At 39.0% G+C, this 19,439-nt stretch carries 20 protein-coding genes; 3 read left to right on the plus strand and 17 right to left on the minus strand.

Features of this window, described 5'->3' with window-relative positions:
* Nucleotides 1-186: 186 nt before the first annotated feature.
* A complete protein-coding gene (locus tag MKX82_RS13185; protein ID WP_233313224.1) occupies nt 187-507 on the plus strand; it encodes a winged helix-turn-helix transcriptional regulator in 321 nt (106 codons plus the stop codon).
* Between the two features lie 183 nt (nt 508-690).
* Entirely contained in the window at nt 691-1,176 is a 486-nt protein-coding gene (locus tag MKX82_RS13190; protein ID WP_341077720.1) for a hypothetical protein, read from the plus strand.
* Nucleotides 1,177-1,291: 115 nt separating this feature from the next.
* Here the strand turns inward: MKX82_RS13190 and spo0A are convergent, their stop codons facing one another.
* Nucleotides 1,292-2,089, minus strand: a complete 798-nt coding sequence (gene spo0A, locus MKX82_RS13195) for a sporulation transcription factor Spo0A (RefSeq protein ID WP_233313221.1) — start codon at nt 2,087-2,089, stop codon at nt 1,292-1,294.
* Nucleotides 2,090-2,508: 419 nt separating this feature from the next.
* On the opposite strand from spo0A, the gene MKX82_RS13200 reads away from it, so the two are divergent.
* Nucleotides 2,509-3,426 (plus strand): 1,4-dihydroxy-2-naphthoate polyprenyltransferase, encoded by a 918-nt coding sequence (locus MKX82_RS13200; protein ID WP_237941688.1) that lies wholly within the window; start codon nt 2,509-2,511, stop codon nt 3,424-3,426.
* Nucleotides 3,427-3,461: 35 nt separating this feature from the next.
* Here MKX82_RS13200 and spoIVB read toward each other — a convergent pair whose 3' ends face one another.
* The 16 genes from spoIVB to spoIIIAE form a co-directional block, all read right to left on the minus strand.
* Complete coding sequence (spoIVB, locus tag MKX82_RS13205) at nt 3,462-4,748, minus strand: SpoIVB peptidase (RefSeq protein WP_445738845.1); 1,287 nt, start codon at nt 4,746-4,748, stop codon at nt 3,462-3,464.
* Between the two features lie 216 nt (nt 4,749-4,964).
* On the minus strand, nt 4,965-6,653 hold the full coding sequence (gene recN, locus MKX82_RS13210; RefSeq protein WP_341077728.1) for a DNA repair protein RecN: 1,689 nt from the start codon (nt 6,651-6,653) through the stop codon (nt 4,965-4,967).
* Nucleotides 6,654-6,668: 15 nt separating this feature from the next.
* On the minus strand, nt 6,669-7,118 hold the full coding sequence (gene ahrC, locus MKX82_RS13215; protein WP_233313215.1) for a transcriptional regulator AhrC/ArgR: 450 nt from the start codon (nt 7,116-7,118) through the stop codon (nt 6,669-6,671).
* A gap of 256 nt (nt 7,119-7,374) precedes the next feature.
* On the minus strand, nt 7,375-8,196 hold the full coding sequence (locus tag MKX82_RS13220; protein WP_233313212.1) for a TlyA family RNA methyltransferase: 822 nt from the start codon (nt 8,194-8,196) through the stop codon (nt 7,375-7,377).
* A gap of 7 nt (nt 8,197-8,203) precedes the next feature.
* The gene (dxs, locus tag MKX82_RS13225) at nt 8,204-10,096 is read right to left on the minus strand and encodes a 1-deoxy-D-xylulose-5-phosphate synthase (RefSeq protein WP_233313211.1); all 1,893 of its coding nucleotides are present in this window, start codon (nt 10,094-10,096) and stop codon (nt 8,204-8,206) included.
* Between the two features lie 417 nt (nt 10,097-10,513).
* Entirely contained in the window at nt 10,514-11,401 is an 888-nt protein-coding gene (locus MKX82_RS13230) for a polyprenyl synthetase family protein (protein WP_233313210.1), read from the minus strand.
* Nucleotides 11,402-11,405: 4 nt separating this feature from the next.
* Nucleotides 11,406-11,639 carry an exodeoxyribonuclease VII small subunit gene (gene xseB, locus MKX82_RS13235; protein ID WP_233313209.1) on the minus strand — a complete coding sequence of 78 codons (234 nt, stop codon included), beginning with the start codon at nt 11,637-11,639 and terminating at the stop codon, nt 11,406-11,408.
* A gap of 6 nt (nt 11,640-11,645) precedes the next feature.
* Nucleotides 11,646-12,992 carry an exodeoxyribonuclease VII large subunit gene (xseA, locus tag MKX82_RS13240; RefSeq protein WP_341079544.1) on the minus strand — a complete coding sequence of 449 codons (1,347 nt, stop codon included), beginning with the start codon at nt 12,990-12,992 and terminating at the stop codon, nt 11,646-11,648.
* A 113-nt stretch (nt 12,993-13,105) separates the two neighbouring features.
* Nucleotides 13,106-13,495, minus strand: coding sequence for a transcription antitermination factor NusB (nusB, locus tag MKX82_RS13245; RefSeq protein ID WP_233313206.1), 390 nt, complete (start codon nt 13,493-13,495; stop codon nt 13,106-13,108).
* A gap of 280 nt (nt 13,496-13,775) precedes the next feature.
* Nucleotides 13,776-14,183, minus strand: coding sequence for an Asp23/Gls24 family envelope stress response protein (locus tag MKX82_RS13250; protein WP_233313205.1), 408 nt, complete (start codon nt 14,181-14,183; stop codon nt 13,776-13,778).
* Nucleotides 14,184-14,197: 14 nt separating this feature from the next.
* Nucleotides 14,198-15,556: an acetyl-CoA carboxylase biotin carboxylase subunit gene (gene accC / locus MKX82_RS13255; RefSeq protein ID WP_233313204.1), complete on the minus strand. Its 1,359-nt coding sequence runs from the start codon at nt 15,554-15,556 to the stop codon at nt 14,198-14,200.
* 18 nt (nt 15,557-15,574) lie between these two features.
* Nucleotides 15,575-16,048, minus strand: coding sequence for an acetyl-CoA carboxylase biotin carboxyl carrier protein (gene accB / locus MKX82_RS13260; protein WP_341077732.1), 474 nt, complete (start codon nt 16,046-16,048; stop codon nt 15,575-15,577).
* 241 nt (nt 16,049-16,289) lie between these two features.
* A complete protein-coding gene (locus MKX82_RS13265) occupies nt 16,290-16,865 on the minus strand; it encodes a SpoIIIAH-like family protein (RefSeq protein ID WP_233313201.1) in 576 nt (191 codons plus the stop codon).
* A gap of 13 nt (nt 16,866-16,878) precedes the next feature.
* Entirely contained in the window at nt 16,879-17,553 is a 675-nt protein-coding gene (spoIIIAG, locus tag MKX82_RS13270) for a stage III sporulation protein AG (RefSeq protein ID WP_233313200.1), read from the minus strand.
* Between the two features lie 7 nt (nt 17,554-17,560).
* Entirely contained in the window at nt 17,561-18,187 is a 627-nt protein-coding gene (gene spoIIIAF, locus MKX82_RS13275; protein ID WP_311315886.1) for a stage III sporulation protein AF, read from the minus strand.
* A 9-nt stretch (nt 18,188-18,196) separates the two neighbouring features.
* Complete coding sequence (gene spoIIIAE, locus MKX82_RS13280; protein WP_341077737.1) at nt 18,197-19,414, minus strand: stage III sporulation protein AE; 1,218 nt, start codon at nt 19,412-19,414, stop codon at nt 18,197-18,199.
* Nucleotides 19,415-19,439: the final 25 nt, after the last annotated feature.

A 19,439-nucleotide genomic window follows, 5' to 3' on the forward strand; every position in this document is an offset into this window, starting at 1 on the left:
GTTACAGATTCTACTCCCCTATTTTTTCTTCGTCAACGGTCACTGCCACACAATTGTCACAAAACCATTTATTGAAAACGTTTTATATGATATTATGTAAGTAAGGCTGATTTTTTTAATTATTTAACTATGTTATTTATAATATATTGGTTATCATTAATAACTAAAAAAATGAGGATGAAGGAAATGAGCGAAGAAAAGACTCCGCGCAACTTAAGCGAAAAGGTGGAGAAGCTGTATCAATTCATCAGCAAAAAGTGGACTGGACTTATTATTCACGCATTAATGGATGAACCGAAGCGATTTAGTGAAATTCACAGCTTTATTCCAGATCTCAGCAAACGCATGCTGAATGAAAGAATTAAGGATCTTGAGCATCACGGCATCGTCATACGCAATGTTATTACAGAGAGACCGATACGAACGGAATATTCTTTGACAAAAAAAGGCCATGAACTAGGCAAAGCATTGGATGCAGTGGAATTATGGGCTAAAAAATGGATGTGAACAGAGACCGGGTTTTCAACACGGTCTCTTTTTTTACTTTTTTTATTTACATAAAGATATTCGGCTGATTTTTTTACAAATTTACTTGCACGAAAAGAACATATGCAGATTTTGAAACAATTCTGAATCATAACCCGTATATAACTTATACTCATTAAATGGTCTGGAGGAAATAAAGATAATATGCAGATTAGAATTGCTGTTTTTTTTGTCTTAAGCTTATTTTTGTTGGCAGGATGTTCACTTGAAGTAAGGCGTTCAGAAGAATTTAACATTACAGATGATGAAGAAAAAAGCAATGCTGATGAAATAAAGGAAATGGATTATATTGACACGACCCATAAAACAATCGATGGCTTGATTGATGAATTAATTGCGTTAAAAAGGAATAATGAAGAAAGTATCCTGTCTAGTGACTTAGAATCTTTGCCAACAATCTATAAGGAAAAAGAAGATTTGCTGACAGATAAACAAAGATTCCAATACAGCAGTACTATGCTCGCAATGGACGGTGCACTAGAAGAGGTCGAAACCATCCATTCATTAACGCAAGAAAGCCTACATACGAAAGATACTAAAAAGCAGGAAGAACTGCTTAACATGCTCGATCAAACCATTTATAATCTTGAGGCAATTATTGAAATATTAGAAAATGAGCGGAATTATTAGAACAAGAAGTATTCTTGTGTCTTACTTGACTATTTTATTTCAGAAAAAAGCACTTCCCATTAATAAATAGGAAGTGCTTTTCTTCATTTACCTATTAGATTAGTGACAATCTTTATTAGGAAGCCTTATGCTCCAATCTCAGCTTATCTGCCACAATCGCGATAAATTCTGAGTTCGTTGGTTTTGCTTTGGACATGCTGACAGTGTAGCCGAACAGGGTGGAGATGGAATCGATGTTGCCTCTGCTCCACGCCACTTCAATCGCATGACGAATTGCCCGCTCTACACGGCTCGCAGTGGTATTATATTTTTTAGCAATATCAGGGTAAAGAACTTTTGTAATCGAGCCTAATAATTCAATATCATTATACACCATTGAAATAGCTTCCCTTAAATAAAGATAGCCTTTAATATGGGCAGGAACACCGATTTCATGGATGATGCTCGTGATGCTTGCATCAAGATTTCTTGGTTTTTGTTCTTGCTGCTGTGATCTGTAAGATGTTGAGGATGTTTGTTTGCGGACAAAACCGTTTGATTTGCCGCTCACCTGGCGGATATGGCTAGCTAAATAATCCATATCGAATGGCTTTAAAATAAAGTAAGATGCTCCAAGGTCAACAGCTTTTTTTGTGACATCCTCTTGACCAAAGGCTGTCAGCATAATGACATTTGGCATGGATGGAATACTCAATTGCTTCATTCTATCGAGAACGGCCAAACCATCTAAATGAGGCATGATTATATCCAATACCATAACATCAGGCTGTATATCCTCCAGAAGATCCAAACACTCCTGACCGTTATGGGCTACACCGACGACTTCCATATCTTCCTGGGAATTTATGTATTCCTCCAGCAATCCAACAAGTTCTCTATTGTCATCAACAACACATACTTGTATTTTCTTCAATGATAGTTTCCTCCTCAATATCCAATATCTCTCTATTTCTACTTTTATTCTAAATGACAATTTCGACAAAGTAACTAAAAATCCTTTGATTTTATAAAAAAATATAGAAAAACTCGTTTTTTCTCATGAATTCTCTTATTTTCGACCAATTTCGCCATTCAACTGCTTTCTGTGCGTGTTTGTCGAATAATCTTTATGTATTTATTATACAACCTTTATTAGGTGAGAATAAAGCTTTTAATGGTTATTAAAGCTGATAATTTTACCCCATTAAAAAAATAAGTATTTTATAACTAAAAAAATATGGCGATTTTATGAATACGCTCTTGTTGCTGACGGGAAATTTAAGTTATTATAAAAGATGGACTTTCGCATATCGTATTATTTTTTAGAATGGTTTTACAGAAAGGATTTTTTTTATGGAAAATGTTGCAAAGAACGATCAGCCTACACATAAAGTATTGTGGCAGCTGACAAGACCACACACGTTAACTGCTTCTTTTGTTCCTGTATTTATCGGAACAGTTTTAGCATTACAATATGAACAGATTCATCCAGGTTTATTTTTGGCGATGCTGTTTGCTTGTTTGTTTATTCAAATAGCTACGAATTTGTTCAATGAATATTATGATTTCATTCGCGGATTGGATACTGCCGATTCTGTTGGGATTGGCGGTGCTATTGTCAGACACGGGATGAAGCCGAAAACAGTTATGAACTTGGCAGTCGGCCTTTATGCTGTTTCGCTCCTTTTAGGTGTTTATATTTGTATGAGCACAAGCTGGTGGATTGCTCTTGTCGGCCTGCTTGGTATGGCAATTGGTTACCTATATACAGGAGGACCGCTTCCTATTGCCTACACTCCATTTGGTGAATTGTTTTCTGGCATTTGCATGGGAACGATTTTCATCCTTATTTCTTTCTATATTCAAACAGGTTTTGTTAATGAACAAAGCATTTTGATTTCTGTGCCAATCGCGATTTTAATCGGCTGCATTAACCTGTCTAACAATATAAGAGATATTGAAGAGGATACTCTCGGGGGCAGAAAAACAATTGCGATTTTAATGGGATTTGAAAGAGCTGTCCAGCTCCTTGCTGCATTATTTGCCATATCGTATATATGGGTTATCGGAATCATCCTATTTGGTGTAAGCAGTCCATGGCTCTTAATTGTATTCTTAAGTATTGCTAAACCAATCCAAGCAATCAAGGGCTTTAAAGGCAGCCGCAGTGAAACACCACTTGCGATGAAATCAACAGCCCAAACAAATACATTCTTCGGATTGTTCCTAGGAATTGGTTTGCTGCTTGAATTTATCTTTTCAAACCTATAAAAAAAAGCGCACCTAATTGGTGCGCTTCTTTTCATTTAGGAAGCCTTCTGCTTGTTTTCCTCATAAATGTCAATTCCAGCTTCATTCAGCATCCATTCAATATGAACACCATATCCACTAGTCGGGTCATTAACAAAAACATGGGTAACTGCTCCGATAAGCTTACCGTCCTGAATGATAGGGCTGCCGCTCATTCCTTGCACAATTCCTCCTGTTTTCTTCAGAAGCTCCTTGTCTGTTACCTTAATAACCATCCCTTTTGTTGCTGGGAATTTCTGCGGCACAGAGCTGACCACTTCTATATCAAACAATTTCACTTCGTCATTATCAACAACAGTAAGAATTTGAGCCGGTCCTTCTTTCACTTGGTCGGATAAGGTAATCGGCATTGCTTTATCCATCACTCCATTGGAGATACCTCTATTTAGTTCACCAAAAATTCCGAATGGGCTGTTTGTTGTAATATTACCAATTACTTCTTTATCAGAAGAAAATCTCGCCAGCTTTTCACCTGGATTGCCATTTTCCCCTTTTTCTATGCTTGTAACAGTCGATCGCAAAATTTCTCCGTCATCAACAACTATTGGCTTTTTCGTATCCATATCAGAAATGACATGGCCTAAAGCTCCATATTTTTTTGATTGCGGATGATAGAACGTCATCGTTCCAATTCCAGCTGCTGAATCTCTAATATATAACCCCAATTTATATGTGCTTGATCCTTTTTCTTTTAAAGGAACCAATTTTGTTTTGATTTTTTCTTTTTCTCTCATTATTGTTAAGTTAAGCGGATCTCCAGTTTCGCCTGCACTTTGGACAAATGGTGCTACGTCCGCCATTTTTTCGATTTGTTTGCCATTGATTTCTGTAATCATATCTCCAACTTTTATGCCAGCCTTTTCACCAGGGGAAGCTTTGCCATTTTCCGTGTTCACCTGATGATGGCCGACGATTAATACGCCAACTGTATTTAATTTTACCCCGATGGATTGTCCGCCTGGGATAACTTTAAAGTCTTTTAAAACATTCACATCAACTTTTTTTATCGGAAAGCCTGCCAGCTCTAAAACCATTTCGTTTTTACCATTCTCTTCACCATGCAGCGAATACTTCCCTTCATCTTGACTTAAGGCAACCACTGAATTGTCCTCTGTCATCATGCTTGATGCAGGTATCGATGAACTGTTTATCACTGTATTTTGGCCTTCAAAGATAGTGACGCTATTTGGGATATGAAGATATTGTTGAAAGGGTTTATTGAAACTTAAAGATATTAATGAAACAAGGAGAATTCCACCAATTATTTTTCTAAGGAAATCCATTTTCAAATCATTCACTCTCCTCGCTTCTTGTCACCAAACTTGTGGCTTATATATAAGTTTGCCTGCATGGCGGTCATTTATTACTGTAAAAACTATAAAAAACCTGCACACTTTGGTTAGTAATAGTAATTTTGTAAAACTTGAATAGCTAAAAGCATACTCAAAAGTTCCTTAGTAAAAATAGAAAACCCCTGTTAAACAGAGGTTTTCCTTGTTCTATCCATTATTCTTGACCTTTTGGGCTAATTTTAACAGCTCTTTTGCATGTTTTTTTGTCAAATCGGTAATTTCTGTTCCGGATATCATTCGGGCAATTTCTTTTACTTTATCTTGTTTTGCCAATGGAGTGACAGTCGTCGAAGTTCTTCCATCATGAATGGCTTTAGCAATATAAAGATGGGTATCTGCCATGGCGGCCACTTGCGGCATATGGGATATGCAAAGCACCTGTGAACCTGCTGCAACTTTGGATATCTTTTCAGCAATCGCTTGTGCAACTCTACCGCTGACACCTGTATCCACTTCGTCAAAGATAATCGACGTCACGCCTTGATGCTTAGAAAAAATACTCTTTAATGCAAGCATCATTCTCGACAATTCACCGCCTGAAACAATTTTAGACAATGGCTTAAGCGGCTCGCCCGGATTTGTTGAAATATAAAACTCCACATCATCCATACCAGATTTAGTTACATTATCATCATCCGCATTAATTCTGACTTCAAACACTGTCTTTTCCATATACAGCTGTTTCAGTTCTTGATGAATGTCTTCTGTCAATCGGAGTGCAGCTTTTTTGCGAAGAGAACTAAGCTCATTTGCTTCTACTAACAAATCCTTTTTGATGCTTAATAATTCTTTTTCAAGCATATCAATATGTGTTTCTTTATTTTGGAGTGTTTCGAGCTCCTCTTCAATTTTAGCGGCATATTCCAATATTTCGTCAACGGATTTTCCATATTTACGTTTTAGTGAATTTATCTCATTCAGTCTGGATTCTATACTATTGAGCCGTTCAGGGTCATATTCAAGATAATCAAGACTGTTTCGAAGCCTGCTTGCAACATCCTCCAGTATGTAAAAACTGTTAGATACAGAATCTGCAATCTCTTTATACTCTGGATCAAGGCTTGCTGCTTCTTCCATATGCCCCATCACTTCACCAAGCCAGTCTAACCCCTTTTGTTCTCCCTTTAAGGCAGTATAGCTTGTTTGAATGCTTTCGAAGATTCTCTCAAAATTGCCGAGCTTTTTTCTTTCCTCCAGCAATTCTTCATCTTCATTCTTTTGCAGATTGGCATTAATAATTTCCTGATGCTGAAAGGTTAATAAATCCAAACGATGAGCCATCTGCTGTTCATTTTCAGTCAAGTTCATAAGCTTTTTTTGTGTTTGAGTATACGAACGGTATAATGCTTCATATTCCTTTAGCACAGGGGCGAGTTCTGTATGAGCATACGTATCCAGAAGCATGAGATGTTTCGTTTCATCCATCAATTCCTGATGCTCATGCTGGCCATGGATATCGATAAGGCTTGAGCCGATTTCCCTCAATGTGGATATCGTTATAAGCTTTCCGTTTATTCGGCAAATACTTTTGCCTGAAACGGAGATATCTCTTCTCAAGATAATGGTTCCTTCCTCGATATCTATTCCGAACTCTTCCATTTTCTGAAAGCAAGGATGGCCATTTTCAATATAAAAAAGCCCTTCTATTTCTGCCTTTTCTTCCCCATGGCGAACAAATTCAGCAGAACCCCTGCCGCCTACAAGCAAATTTATCGCATCAATAATAATGGATTTCCCAGCACCTGTTTCCCCTGTTAGAACGGTCAATCCTTTTTGAAAGGAGACGGATAAGGATTCTATTATGGCAAAATTTTTAATTGATAATTCATTAAGCAAAATATGTCACCTCTTTTACAACATATCAAGAAAGCGGTCTGTAATCGTTTGTCCGTCTTCTGCAGTACGGCAAATAATAAGACATGTGTCATCTCCACAAATGGTCCCTAAAATCTCATCCCAATCAAGGTTATCGATCAGCGCACCGATTGCTTGTGCATTGCCAGGAAGTGATTTCAATACGAGCAAATTTCCTGCAGAATCAATTTTTACGAATGCATCCATTAGCGTTCTTTTTAGTTTCTGCAGCGGATTAAAGCGCTGGTCTGCCGGCAAGCTGTATTTGTAGCGGCCGTCCTGCAACGGCACCTTTACAAGATGAAGCTCCTTAATATCTCTTGAAACAGTTGCTTGTGTCACATTATACCCAGCATTCTTCAGCTCATCTACAAGATCATCCTGTGTTTCTATTTCATTATTGGCAATAATATCTCTTATTTTTATATGCCTTTGGCCTTTATTCATATCTATCATTCCTTTATGGACAATTTGTCCACTTTTTTTAGAGTTGTGATTTAAAAAGTTTTTAGTTAAGTACATTTTTTTGTCTGCATTATGCAGACTTTAAAGTCTATACTCCTATATTTCGCCATCGTTTGACAAAAACCTTCTTAATCCTTGTATTCTCATTGTATCTTTATTCTATAATTTGTATGTATTCTTTTGCAATCCAAAAAGGAATAAGTGTGAACTTATTCCTTTCAGAAGAGTCCCTATTAACTTACTGCTTTGCTTTTTTCAGTTCCTCATGTGCAGAATCTACGACTTCTTTTATGTGGATTTGTGCATCTGTTCCGTCTTGATTTTCAGACCAATATAAATGGAGAAGGAATTCAATGTTCCCATCTCCGCCTGTTATCGGTGAAAAGGACAGGTTTTTGATTTGATAGCCTTCCTTCTTCGAAAACTCAATAATCGTTTCGAGTACATCCATATGAACCTTTTTATCGCGGACAATTCCCTTTTTGCCGACTTGCTCTCTGCCTGCCTCAAACTGCGGCTTAACTAATGCAATAATATCACTGCCAGAAACCAGCAAGGTTTTCAACACAGGAAGAATCAGCTTTAAAGAAATGAAAGAAACATCGATGGATGCAAAATTCGGCATTTCTCCTTCTAAATCTGCAGGAGTAACATAACGGAAGTTAGTGCGCTCCATTACAACTACTCTTTCATCTTGTCTAAGCTTCCAGGCAAGCTGGTTATAGCCCACATCAAGTGCATAGGACATTTTCGCACCATTTTGTAAGGCGCAATCTGTAAAACCACCTGTTGACGCGCCTATATCGAGCAAAACTTTGTCTTGAGCTGTTAAATCAAAGACTTCCAGTGCTTTTTCCAGCTTCAAGCCGCCGCGGCTCACATATTTCAGCGTTTTTCCTTTGACAGTAAGCTTGGATTCTGCCGGGATTTTTTCGCCCGGCTTATCCAGTCTCTCCTCATCACAATACACAATTCCTGCCATGATGGCTCTCTTTGCTTTTTCTCTCGTTTCAAATAATCCTTGCTCGACTAATAAAACATCAATGCGTTCTTTCTTCATCTATTATCTAAGCCCTTTTTTGTTTTTTTCTCGCAATCGAGTTAATTCTTTTAACCGCTTCTTCTGTTGTTAAGTGAATTTCTGCCAACAAGGAATCAACATCTCCATGCTCTATAAATTGATCAGGAATTCCCATTCTGTCAATAACAGTAGACCCAAAGCCAGCTCCTTGTGCATATTCAAGAACATAGCTGCCAAAACCGCCTTGCAATACTGCTTCTTCTATTGTTAATATTGGCATTTGGAGTTTGAACAATTCATTTAGCATCTGCTCATCCAATGGCTTGATAAATCTTGCATTAATGACTTTAACAGATGTTCCTTGCTTTTCAAGAATTTCAGCAGCTTTCATCGCCATTCCGATTGTTGTACCGAATGTCAAAATAGCTGCATCTGTGCCTTCTCTCAGCACTTCCCAAGTTCCAATTGGAATTGACTGTAATGTTTCGTCCATCGGAACACCAAGCCCGTTGCCTCGAGGGAATCTCATTGCAATCGGTCCATCATTGTAGCTAAGCGCTGTATGAACCATATGCTGACCTTCGTTCTCGTCTTTCGGCATCATTATTACTAAATTCGGCATATGGCGAAGGAAGGAAATGTCATACACACCTTGATGTGTCTCTCCGTCTGCACCTACAAGTCCTGAGCGGTCAATACCAATAAAGACGTTCAGATTTTGTCTGCATACATCGTGAAGCATCTGGTCATATGCTCTTTGCAGAAAAGTAGAATAAATCGCCAAAAACGGCTTCATGTTTTGGGTTGCAAGCCCTGCTGCAAGTGTAACTGCATGCTGTTCTGCAATTCCCACATCCAGCATTCTGTCCGGAAACTCTTGCGCAAAGGCTTCAAGTTTAGACCCAACAGGCATGGCAGGCGTAATGGCGACAATTCTTTCATCTTGTCTAGCAAGCTTAAGCACCGTATCACTGACAAGTTTGCTCCATGCTGGGGCAGTATTGGCAGGCTTCACTAGAGCACCTGTCTCAATTTTATATGGACCTGTTCCATGCCATGTGCCGACCTTATCCTTCTCAGCAGGTGAAAAGCCTTTGCCTTTTTTCGTCAATACATGCAAAAGGACCGGGCCTTCCGTTTTCTTTGCATAATTCAAATGTTCCATTAAATCTTCATAGTTATGGCCGTCGACCGGACCTAGGTATGTGAAGCCAAGCTCTTCAAAGAACACACCAGAAACAAGCAGATATTTTAGACTGTCTTTAATTCTTTCTGCTGTCGCTGCCAGCTTCCCGCCAACTGCGGGGATTTTTTTCATGAGCATTTCCAGTTCATCTTTCGCCCATTGATATTTACCGGCTGTCCGCAGTCTTCCAAGCACATGATGCAATGCTCCAACATTTGGTGCAATGCTCATTTCATTGTCGTTAAGAATCACAATCATATTAGTTTTCTCATCGCCAATATGGTTTAAAGCTTCTAACGCCATTCCGCCTGTTAAAGCACCATCACCAATGATTGGCACAACATAAGAGTCTTCCTTCTTCAAATCACGAGCAACTGCCATACCCATTGCCGCTGATAAAGAGGTAGAGCTGTGACCAGTTTCCCAAACATCATGCTCGCTTTCATTCATTTTTGGAAATCCTGATAACCCTTTATATTGTCTGAGCGTATCAAAATCCTTCGCTCTGCCTGTCAAGATTTTATGCACATATGCTTGATGTCCTACATCCCAAATAAACTTGTCTTTCGGGCTATCAAAACATTTATGCAATGCGATTGTCAACTCGACTACACCTAAATTCGGACCGAGATGTCCGCCCTTATCCGACAGTTTATTTATTAAAAAATGACGAACCTCTTCACTCAACTTCTCAAGTTCTTCGATCGATAGGTCTTTGAGAAAGGCTGGATTCTTTATTGACGATAAATCCATCGTTAACAACTCTCTTTCCTTCAATTTAAACCTTATATAAAAAACCGTGTTTATTTCCTTTTTTATAAATAAATTAAAATTATGTATGCTTTATTATCATCTAACCTTTATTATTAGCTATACATATTAAATATGTATTATACCATTCAAACATCCTTAATAGGAAGTAATTCTATATAGTTCTTACTAAGTGGTAAATATATATTAAAAAAGAAAACTTAAATCCGAACACCTTTTTCACATAAAAAGTACCATTCATGTTTATTTTAACATAAAGCTCCTAAAAATAACCGCTAACACAAAGTGATAACGGTCGTATTTACGTATATTCTTTACGTAGCAGGGTTAACTTGTCCTTAAAAAAAGAAGTGTCTTCTCCCAAATATACCCTAATTCAATTATTAGTTAAACATGTTTTTAGCTGTTACGATTACCGACTAAATCTGTCATTTCCTCCAACAGTTTAGTTTCCAGCGATAAACCGGCGAGCTTTTCCTTAGCGGCAGCAATATGATAAGCGAGCTCTTTTTTTGCCCCGTCCATTGTCAGGAGAGCGGGATATGTACTCTTATGATTATCTTCATCACTTCCAAGAGGCTTGCCGATCAGTTCTTCATCGCCCTCTACATCTAAAATATCATCTCTGATTTGGAAGGCTAGACCTAAGTGATAAGCAAAAGCTGTTAAAAGCTCAATCTGCTCGCTTTTTGCGTCTGCAAGATGAGCGCCGACTAAGACACTTGCCTCGAGCATTTTGCCTGTTTTATGGACATGGATATATTCAAGATCTTGTTTAGAAAGCTGTTTTCCTTCCCCTTCAATATCGCCGACTTGACCGCCGACCATACCTTCAGCACCTGCAGCCTTCGCAATAATTTCCAGCACTTTAATTTTTTTATCTGCGTCAGTGTCTTTCATGCTTGTTACAAGCTGAAAGCTGTATGTAAGCAAGGCGTCTCCTGCAAGAATGGCAATAGCTTCACCATAGACTTTATGGTTAGTAGGAATACCTCTTCGCAAATCATCATCATCCATGCTTGGCAGATCATCATGAATCAATGAATATGTATGTATCATTTCAATTGCCGCAGCGGGTATAAGTCCAGATTCGGGATCTTTCCCAAAAGCCGCCATTGTGGCGAAAGTGAGCAACGGGCGGATGCGCTTGCCGCCGGCAGAAAGAGAATAGTGCATGGAATCTAGAATAACTTCCGGGGCTGCCAGTTGTGAAACGCTGTCTTTTAATTGCTGTTCAACTAGTTTTTTATATTTTTCTGTAAAAGCTGCTAAAGAAAGTCCGGACAAGCGCTTATTCCTCCTCGCCTATGGAAAATGCTTCTTTTTGTCCATTATCGAGGACAACTTCTGCAAGCTGTTCTTCCACATTTTTTAGTTTATCATGACAAAACTTCGATAGTTCCATCCCTCTTTTGTAAGTATTGATTGCTTCCTCAAGAGGCACATCGCCTTCCTCAAGCTTTTCCACAATCTTTTCTAGCTCTTCCATCGCTTCTTCAAAGGATAAGCCGGTTATTTTAGACATATTTATTCACTCCTTAATAGATGTCACTTGAGCTTTTACTGTTCCATCCGAAAGCCGCAGTTCTATTTTTTCATTTTCGGTTACTTGTTTTATGCTGGAAATTAATTTCCCTTCAGCTGAATAAGCAAGATTATAGCCTCTTTCCATGATTTTCAATGGACTCAATGCATCCATTTTGCCAATGATGGAATGAAACATCTGTGCTTTGTTCTGGTATATTAAACTCATATTTCGAACAAGGTTTTTTTCTAGGCTGATTCGGTCCTTTTCTGCAAGACTCAGCAGCTCTTGTGGATGACGTCTGAGAAGGCGGCGTGCCAGAACTTCCTGCTTCTCTTCATTTGATGCAAGCAGCTTTTTAATATTGCGCTGCAATAATTCATTTTGCCTATCCAATTGTTCCATCTTTTGGTCAAGGAGTAACTTTGGATAACGAAAGGCATATGATTTTTCCATCTTTCCGAGTCTGTGCTTTTCCTTGTCGACCCTTTCTTTCATTCCGCGAATGAGCCTTGCCTTACGGGTCAGCACTCTTTCCATAAGCTCTTCCATATGCGGTGCTGCCATTTCGGCTGCTCCAGTTGGCGTTGGAGCTCTCAAATCTGCAACAAAGTCAGCGATCGTGAAGTCTGTTTCATGCCCTACAGCAGATATAATCGGAACTTTCGATGCAAATATAGCATTAGCAACAGCTTCTTCATTAAATGCCCAAAGCTCCTCAATCGAACCGCCGCCTCTTCCGACAATCAATACATCAATGGATGGGCCCGTTAGATTGTTAGCTTTTTCAATTGCTTTTACAATAGAAGGTGCTGCTGCCTCTCCTTGAACTAGTGCAGGAAAAATGATGATTTTAGCGATTGGATAACGCCTTTTGATGGTGATGAGTATATCTCTGATGGCTGCACCTGTAGGAGAAGTGATAATCCCGATTGTATCAGGATATTTTGGGATTGCTTGTTTATATGTAGGAGAAAACAGTCCACTTGCCTCCAATTTTTTCTTTAGCTGTTCATATGCCAAATACAAGTCGCCGACACCGTCTGGCCTCATTTCTTGCACATACATTTGGTATTGACCGCTTTGCTCATATACGGTAACAGATGCCTTTACAAGTACCTTCATGCCGTTTTCAGGCTTGAATTTCATGCCTTGTGCGTTTCTTGAAAACATAACGGCAAGAATTCTTGCTTTATCATCCTTTAATGTAAAGTACATATGCCCGCTGCTATGCTGTTTAAAATTGGATATTTCTCCTTTGACATGGACATGTTGCAAATGGGGATCTGCATCAAATTTTCTTTTTATGTATTTTGTTAATGCTTGTATTGTTAAATATCTATTTTCCATTATATAACGCTCCTATACAGGATAAAAGGGAATGGCAGAAGAAGTCCTGCTTTTCCCTTTCGAATGACGAGTAAGCCCTATTTGGCATGCACTCTTTTATTCCCTTTAGTCAAGCCTTACAAACTGTTTTTAATTTTAGAAAGGATGCCATTAACAAACTTGCTTGATTTATCATCACCATATGCTTTTGCAATTTCTACCGCTTCATCAATTACTACATTTTGCGGCACTTCCTCTGTATTGTAAACAAGTTCATAAACAGCTATGCGAAGCAGATTTCTGTCGACATTGGCAATTCTTTCAATCGTCCAGTTTTCCAAGTGCTTCTTAATATGCTCGTCAATAGATAACTGGTTGTCCAGCACACCATTCACCAGTGCAGACAAATAGGCATCCGGCTTTTCTCCGTCTAATGCATGGATGATTGCCTCATTTTTGTCTATATCGCTCAGGTCAATTTGAAATAATGCTTGAAGCGCCTTTTCTCTTGCCGTTCTTCTTTTCATTTCCTTTATGCTCCTTTAAACACTTGCATGTAATTTGCATGCTTGTCATGTTTTTCTCTAAAAAATCCTGTCATGGACTCTTATTTTTATACTATTTGATCTCATTCATGCTATTTTTGCAAACATTGCTAAAAAGATAATAGCATATATAGCTTGAAACTGCTATTCACGAATGAATCAGACAAAGAAAAAAGCTGCCATGGATAGCTACTTCTCTACACATAGTTTGGAACGCTAAATGTATAGAAAGTTAAGCATATCCTAATAGCAGCTTATTTTTTTACATCTCTTGCTGTGTTTCTGTATCTTGCTTAGCATTCTCAAACTGAACGCCAACCACATGTATATTTATTTCTTCAGCCACTAACGCCGTCATATTGATCAGTGTTTGGCGAATATTATCTTGTATTTGCTGTGCCACTTGCGGGATGGAAACGCCAAAATTCATGACACAATAAACATCCACCTTGATACCTTCATCTGCAAGTTCTACCTTAACTCCTTTGTTGTGCAGCTTTTTCCCAAGCTTTTCTACAACACCAGAGGCAAAGTTTCCTCTCATTTGGGCTACGCCCTCCACTTCAGATGCGGCAATTCCAGCGATTACTTCTATGACTTCAGGGGCAATTTCAACTTTTCCTAAGCCGTTAAATTCCTGGTTCATATCTAAAATAGTTGATTCGCTCATATTGGTTCCTCCCTTTAATCTTCAGATTTCATCAAATCATACATCTCTAAAAATTTTGTGTTGAAGTTTCCTTCCACAAATTTTTCATGATTAAGGAGTTTCAAGTGAAATGGGATTGTCGTATGAACACCCTCAATGACGAATTCACTAAGAGCACGCTTCATACGTGATATTGCTTCTTCTCTTGTTGCGCCATATGTAATAACTTTAGCAATCATGCTGTCATAATACGGCGGGATCGTATAACCAGGATACGCTGCTGAATCAACACGAACACCTAAACCGCCCGGCGGAAGGTACATATTGATTTTCCCGGCAGAAGGCATAAAGTTCTTAGCTGGATTTTCAGCATTGATGCGGCATTCGATTGCCCATCCGTTAAATTCTACATCCTTTTGCGTAATAGCCAATGGTTTTCCAGATGCTACTAGTATTTGCTCTTTTATCAAATCAATACCTGTGACCATTTCTGTAACCGGATGTTCCACTTGAATACGTGTATTCATTTCCATGAAATAGAATTGTTCGTTTTGATAATCATAAATGAACTCAACTGTACCTGCACCAGAATATTGTACTGCCTCTGCCGCTTTAACTGCTGCAGCTCCCATTTTATTGCGAATTTCTTCTGTCAAAACAGGAGAAGGCGTCTCTTCCAGCAACTTTTGCAGTCTTCTTTGGATAGAGCAGTCTCTTTCACCTAAGTGAATAACATGGCCATAGTTATCAGCAAGTACCTGCAGCTCTACATGGCGGAAGTCTTCAATAAACTTCTCCAAGTATACACCAGCATTACCGAAAGCTGTCAAAGCTTCCTGCTGAGTAATGTTGATTCCACTAATCAGCTCTTCTTTTGTTCTGGCAACACGGATACCTTTACCCCCGCCGCCTGCAGTTGCTTTAATAATAACAGGATAGCCGATTTTCTCTGCTAAGCTGATACCATCTTCTAAATCTTTAATGATACCTTGTGAGCCTGGTACAATCGGCACACCAGCTTCACGCATTGTTTCTCTGGCAATGTCTTTTGTTCCCATCTTATTGATCGCCTCTGGACTTGGTCCAACGAAGGTGATATTGCAGTCACGGCAAAGCTCCGCAAAGTCAGCATTTTCTGCCAAAAATCCGTAGCCTGGATGGATGGCATCACTGCCAGTCAGCATTGCTGCACTGATGATGTTTGTAAAGTTTAGATAGCTTTCCTTTGAAGAAGTCGGCCCAATGCAGATAGCTTCGTCTGCAAGCTGGACATGAAGCGCTTCTCTGTCTGCTTCTGAGTAGACTGCTACTGTTTCAATATTCATTTCACGGCACGCTCTAATAATGCGAACCGCAATTTCTCCTCTGTTTGCGATTAACAGTTTCTTAATCATATGTTAAACCCTCTCTTCTTACAGTGCCTTCACTAAGAATAAAGGTTCACCATATTCTACTAGCTCGCCGTCTTTAACAAGAATCTCGACAATTTCCCCTTCAACCTCAGCCGTGATTTCATTGAATAGCTTCATTGCTTCCACAATACATACTACTGTATCTTTTGACACTTTATCTCCAACTGAAACATATGCAGCAGCATCTGGTGTTGCTGATTGATAAAATGTCCCTACCATCGGAGAAGTTACCTTATGTAGGTTCTCTGCTGCTACATCTGCTTGCTTAGCTTCTGGAGCAGCTTGCACAGCTTGAGGCTGAACTGCTTGAACTTGAGGTACTGGTGCTGGTGCACTTACAGCTGATACTGCTTGCACTTCAGGGCGATTTTTTTTGATTTCTACCTTTGCTCCTTCGTTCTCATATACAAAGTCGCTGATGTTTGAATCATTGATTAGGTTGATTAAATCCTTAATTTCTTCTATTTTCAACATGCTATTCTTGCACTCCTTTAATTACATTTCTTTATGACTAGCTACTAATATCATACGATAAGACCTTCTAATAGTTCAACCACTTCTATCATTCAGTATCATTTTTCTTGCAGTTTTTTATTCCTTCTGCTGAATTATCATACCATTTTCTGCTGAAAATAACTATTCACAGCATATTTTCTGTTTTGACATAAAAAGAGCAAAAAGGAAAAGTCGCCTTTTCCTTTTTGCCGGCAATTTCTTATTTTGGATCGAATGTAACTGCTACAAATGCGTTCGGCTGATTTAAGTTTTCTCTTACTAACTGAACAATATCATTTGCAGCTTCTGCAGAAAGCTCTTCTGCTTTTACAGTGACATTAACTTTGCCGTCAACAGTGCGGACAAGTACATCCTCATAATTTTCTGCTTTAATCAGTGTTTCCACCATTTTTTCATTATCGGAAAGTGTTCTTATTTCATCAATTTTGTCTTGAGCTGCACTTTTCTCTTCTGCTGTTTTTGCCTCTGAAATTGTCTCTGTCAGCTGTTCTTCTTCCTTGCTGCGCTGTTCATCAAGTTGCAGGCGCATTTCTTCAAACACTTCATCTGAAGCGACTGTAGATACAGAGCTGCCATCCTCTGCTCCTTTTGTTTCTGCACTTTGCTCAGCATTTTCAGTTCCAGCTGCATTTTCCTTGGCTGTATCTTCTGTTTGCTTACTTTCTGTAGCAGCAAATTCATTTGTCTGTTCTGGTGATGTTGTGTAGTACACAGTCAATACAACCACTAAGCTTAACATTGTCAATAACCATACAGTTTGTTTTTTCAATAACATTTATGAATCCCCCTTAGTTTTGTTTTGCTTGAACAGATACCCGATGGCTTGGGACATCTAAAGCCCTTGTTACAGCCTCGACTATCATGCTTTTTACTTTTATATTTTCAGCTCCTTTTGCGATGACGAGAACACCTCTAATAGTCGGCTTCTTTGTTTCCACCACAATCGGAACTTGTTTATCTCCATTTGGTACAGTAACGAGCGTCTCTTCTGAAGAGTTTTCCTCCACAGTTCGTTTCCCGCCCTGCGGGTCTTCCTCTTCAGTTGTTTGACTTGAAGTTGTCTGATTTTTCTCATATACCTTTTTCTCAGAGCCATCAATGTTCACATAAACAACGGCGTCTTTCACGCCAGCCATTGAATTGACTGCCTCTTTGATCTTTTCTGTATATAGTTTCTCGTAATCAGTAATATCAGATGAACCGCTTGATTTCTGTCCGAAAACTTCTTCAGCCTGCTCGGACGTGTTTTCCGCATTCTGGCTGAATGCAGATACATCGGAGTTGTCGTTTTTAAAGAACATATTGCTTAAAAGCATGATTCCCGCTCCAAACAGGACGACTATTATCAAGTATTGAGCCTTGTTTTGCTTCTTGTTGTTATTGCCAGACATCAGCTTTTTCAAAAAGGTGATCGGGCCTTGCGTCTTGTCCTTTTCGTGGTCATTTTCATTGTCTTTTCCCATATCTGCACTATTCCCCTCCTTTAGCTAGGATGTCAATGCTATCTTGTGGTACATCCCATTTTCCCGATAGAAATGAAACAATATCTGCATTATCTACTTGTTCCTTGTCACTGCTTGCAAGAAGGGGTTGCTGTGTGTCAATAGATACTGGGCTGACTGCTTCCACTGCCCCCTGATTGTTTTCGTCTGCCTCTTTCAAGACGAGGACAAGTTTGTCTAAATTCTCTGGAAAGCTTTGCTCTGTTTGGTCATTCAGCGATAGTTTAATCGAATCGATTTCGACACCGTAATCTGCTATCAACTCCTTGTTGGCATCCTCCTTCAGTTGGACAGCCATTTTTTCTAATGTATATTCATCAAGTGATGCTTGTATTTCTTTTTTTTGCGATTCTATCGAATTTTCTATATTTTTTTCTTCTGGAAGATTGATAGTAGCTGCTTTGAGCACTTGTTCAAAGTCACCGGAAACAAGCTTGAACACAGGTGTTAAGATAACCGTGATCAACAGCAGACCGCAAACGAGCTTCGCATATTTCTGAAATGTTGAATTCGGCAGCAGCATATCGATGACTGTTGCAAGCAGTACAAAAAGAATTATATTGGTGACCCATTCTGTTATATAACTGATATTCACTCACCTACCTTATTTCATCATCATCGTCACATTGCTTGCAGCGATAATGACTGTAAGACTTAAAAAGAACATGAAGGAAACGATCGCCAAGGCAGCAAATACATACAGAACACTTTTGCTGATAATATCTAGACAGTTGATGACAGGACCTCCGCCAAGTGGCTGAAGAAGCGCTGCGGCAAATTTATAAATGATGGAAATCACTAGAATTTTCAATGCAGGAAAAGCAACGATTAACAGCAGAATGGCAACACCTGCAATCCCAACTGTGTTTTTAAGCAAAAGGGATGCGCTAATAACTGTATCTGCTGTGTCTGTGAACATTCTGCCGATGACTGGAATGAAATTGCCTGCCACAAATTTCGCTGTTCGCAATGTAACCCCGTCCGTAACAGCAGTTGATATCCCTTGAACAGATATAACACCTAAGAATATTGTTAGGAATAACCCAAGAATTCCGATAGAGATATTGCGCAACAAATTACCTAGCTGTGTGACTTTATACTGCTCTGACAAACTGCTGACAATATGCAGCAAGGTAGCTAAAAACAGCAAGGGCAGCACAATATAGGAGATCAGCATACCGCTTGTATTCATAAGAAACAGAATTACCGGATGAAAAAACGCCGCTGAAATTACTCCTCCAGATGCTGCCATCAATCCCAGCAGGAGCGGAACCAAAGCAAGGATAAAGCTTGTCATCGTGCCAATCGCCTCATTGGCATATGTTATAGCTACATGAAAGCTGTTCAATGCTAGTATGATAATCACCATAAATACAATCGCATAAGCAACCTTGCTGATGGAGCTCTTTTCAAATGAATTTTGGAGCATTTGCAACAGCATGCTGAAAACAGTTAATAGAATAAGAGAACCAAGGAGCTTGCCATTCACGACAACTTCATGAAAAATAAACTTAACTAATCCAGAGAAAAACATGCTGTAATCAAAATCTTTTTCTCCTTTAAGAAAATCATATAGACTCCCTTTCTGAATCTCTGGCAAATACCCTCCATACTCGGATGTGATACTTTCCCAGAAACCTTTTAATTCGGATAAGTCCAAGCTATCTATTTGAGTTTGAACGACCTCTTCCGCGCTTAATGCTGCATTTTGCTCAGTTGATTCTTCTTCTGTAGCTTCTTGAGGTGCTGCTTGTACAACTGGATTAAATACAAAAAAGAATGTGAATAGGAATAGTAGCGCAACTTTTAGTTTCGTTTTCATCAGTCCACCTCGAGATTAAAGCGTC

This window comes from Niallia sp. FSL R7-0271 (assembly GCF_038005785.1).
GTDB lineage: Bacteria > Bacillota > Bacilli > Bacillales > Cytobacillaceae > Niallia.

Coding starts and splice junctions, on each gene's coding strand:
- dxs (WP_233313211.1), bottom strand. CDS start 10,096: ATGGATTTATCGTCAATAAAGAATCCAGCCTTTCTCAAAGACCTATCG.
- spoIIIAE (WP_341077737.1), bottom strand. CDS start 19,414: ATGAAAACGAAACTAAAAGTTGCGCTACTATTCCTATTCACATTCTTT.
- MKX82_RS13220 (WP_233313212.1), bottom strand. CDS start 8,196: ATGAAGAAAGAACGCATTGATGTTTTATTAGTCGAGCAAGGATTATTT.
- spoIIIAG (WP_233313200.1), bottom strand. CDS start 17,553: ATGGGAAAAGACAATGAAAATGACCACGAAAAGGACAAGACGCAAGGC.
- nusB (WP_233313206.1), bottom strand. CDS start 13,495: ATGAAAAGAAGAACGGCAAGAGAAAAGGCGCTTCAAGCATTATTTCAA.
- accC (WP_233313204.1), bottom strand. CDS start 15,556: ATGATTAAGAAACTGTTAATCGCAAACAGAGGAGAAATTGCGGTTCGC.
- MKX82_RS13185 (WP_233313224.1), top strand. CDS start 187: ATGAGCGAAGAAAAGACTCCGCGCAACTTAAGCGAAAAGGTGGAGAAG.
- MKX82_RS13190 (WP_341077720.1), top strand. CDS start 691: ATGCAGATTAGAATTGCTGTTTTTTTTGTCTTAAGCTTATTTTTGTTG.
- xseB (WP_233313209.1), bottom strand. CDS start 11,639: ATGTCTAAAATAACCGGCTTATCCTTTGAAGAAGCGATGGAAGAGCTA.
- ahrC (WP_233313215.1), bottom strand. CDS start 7,118: ATGAATAAAGGCCAAAGGCATATAAAAATAAGAGATATTATTGCCAAT.
- MKX82_RS13265 (WP_233313201.1), bottom strand. CDS start 16,865: ATGTTATTGAAAAAACAAACTGTATGGTTATTGACAATGTTAAGCTTA.
- MKX82_RS13200 (WP_237941688.1), top strand. CDS start 2,509: ATGGAAAATGTTGCAAAGAACGATCAGCCTACACATAAAGTATTGTGG.
- spoIVB (WP_445738845.1), bottom strand. CDS start 4,748: ATGGATTTCCTTAGAAAAATAATTGGTGGAATTCTCCTTGTTTCATTA.
- MKX82_RS13250 (WP_233313205.1), bottom strand. CDS start 14,183: ATGAGCGAATCAACTATTTTAGATATGAACCAGGAATTTAACGGCTTA.
- accB (WP_341077732.1), bottom strand. CDS start 16,048: ATGTTGAAAATAGAAGAAATTAAGGATTTAATCAACCTAATCAATGAT.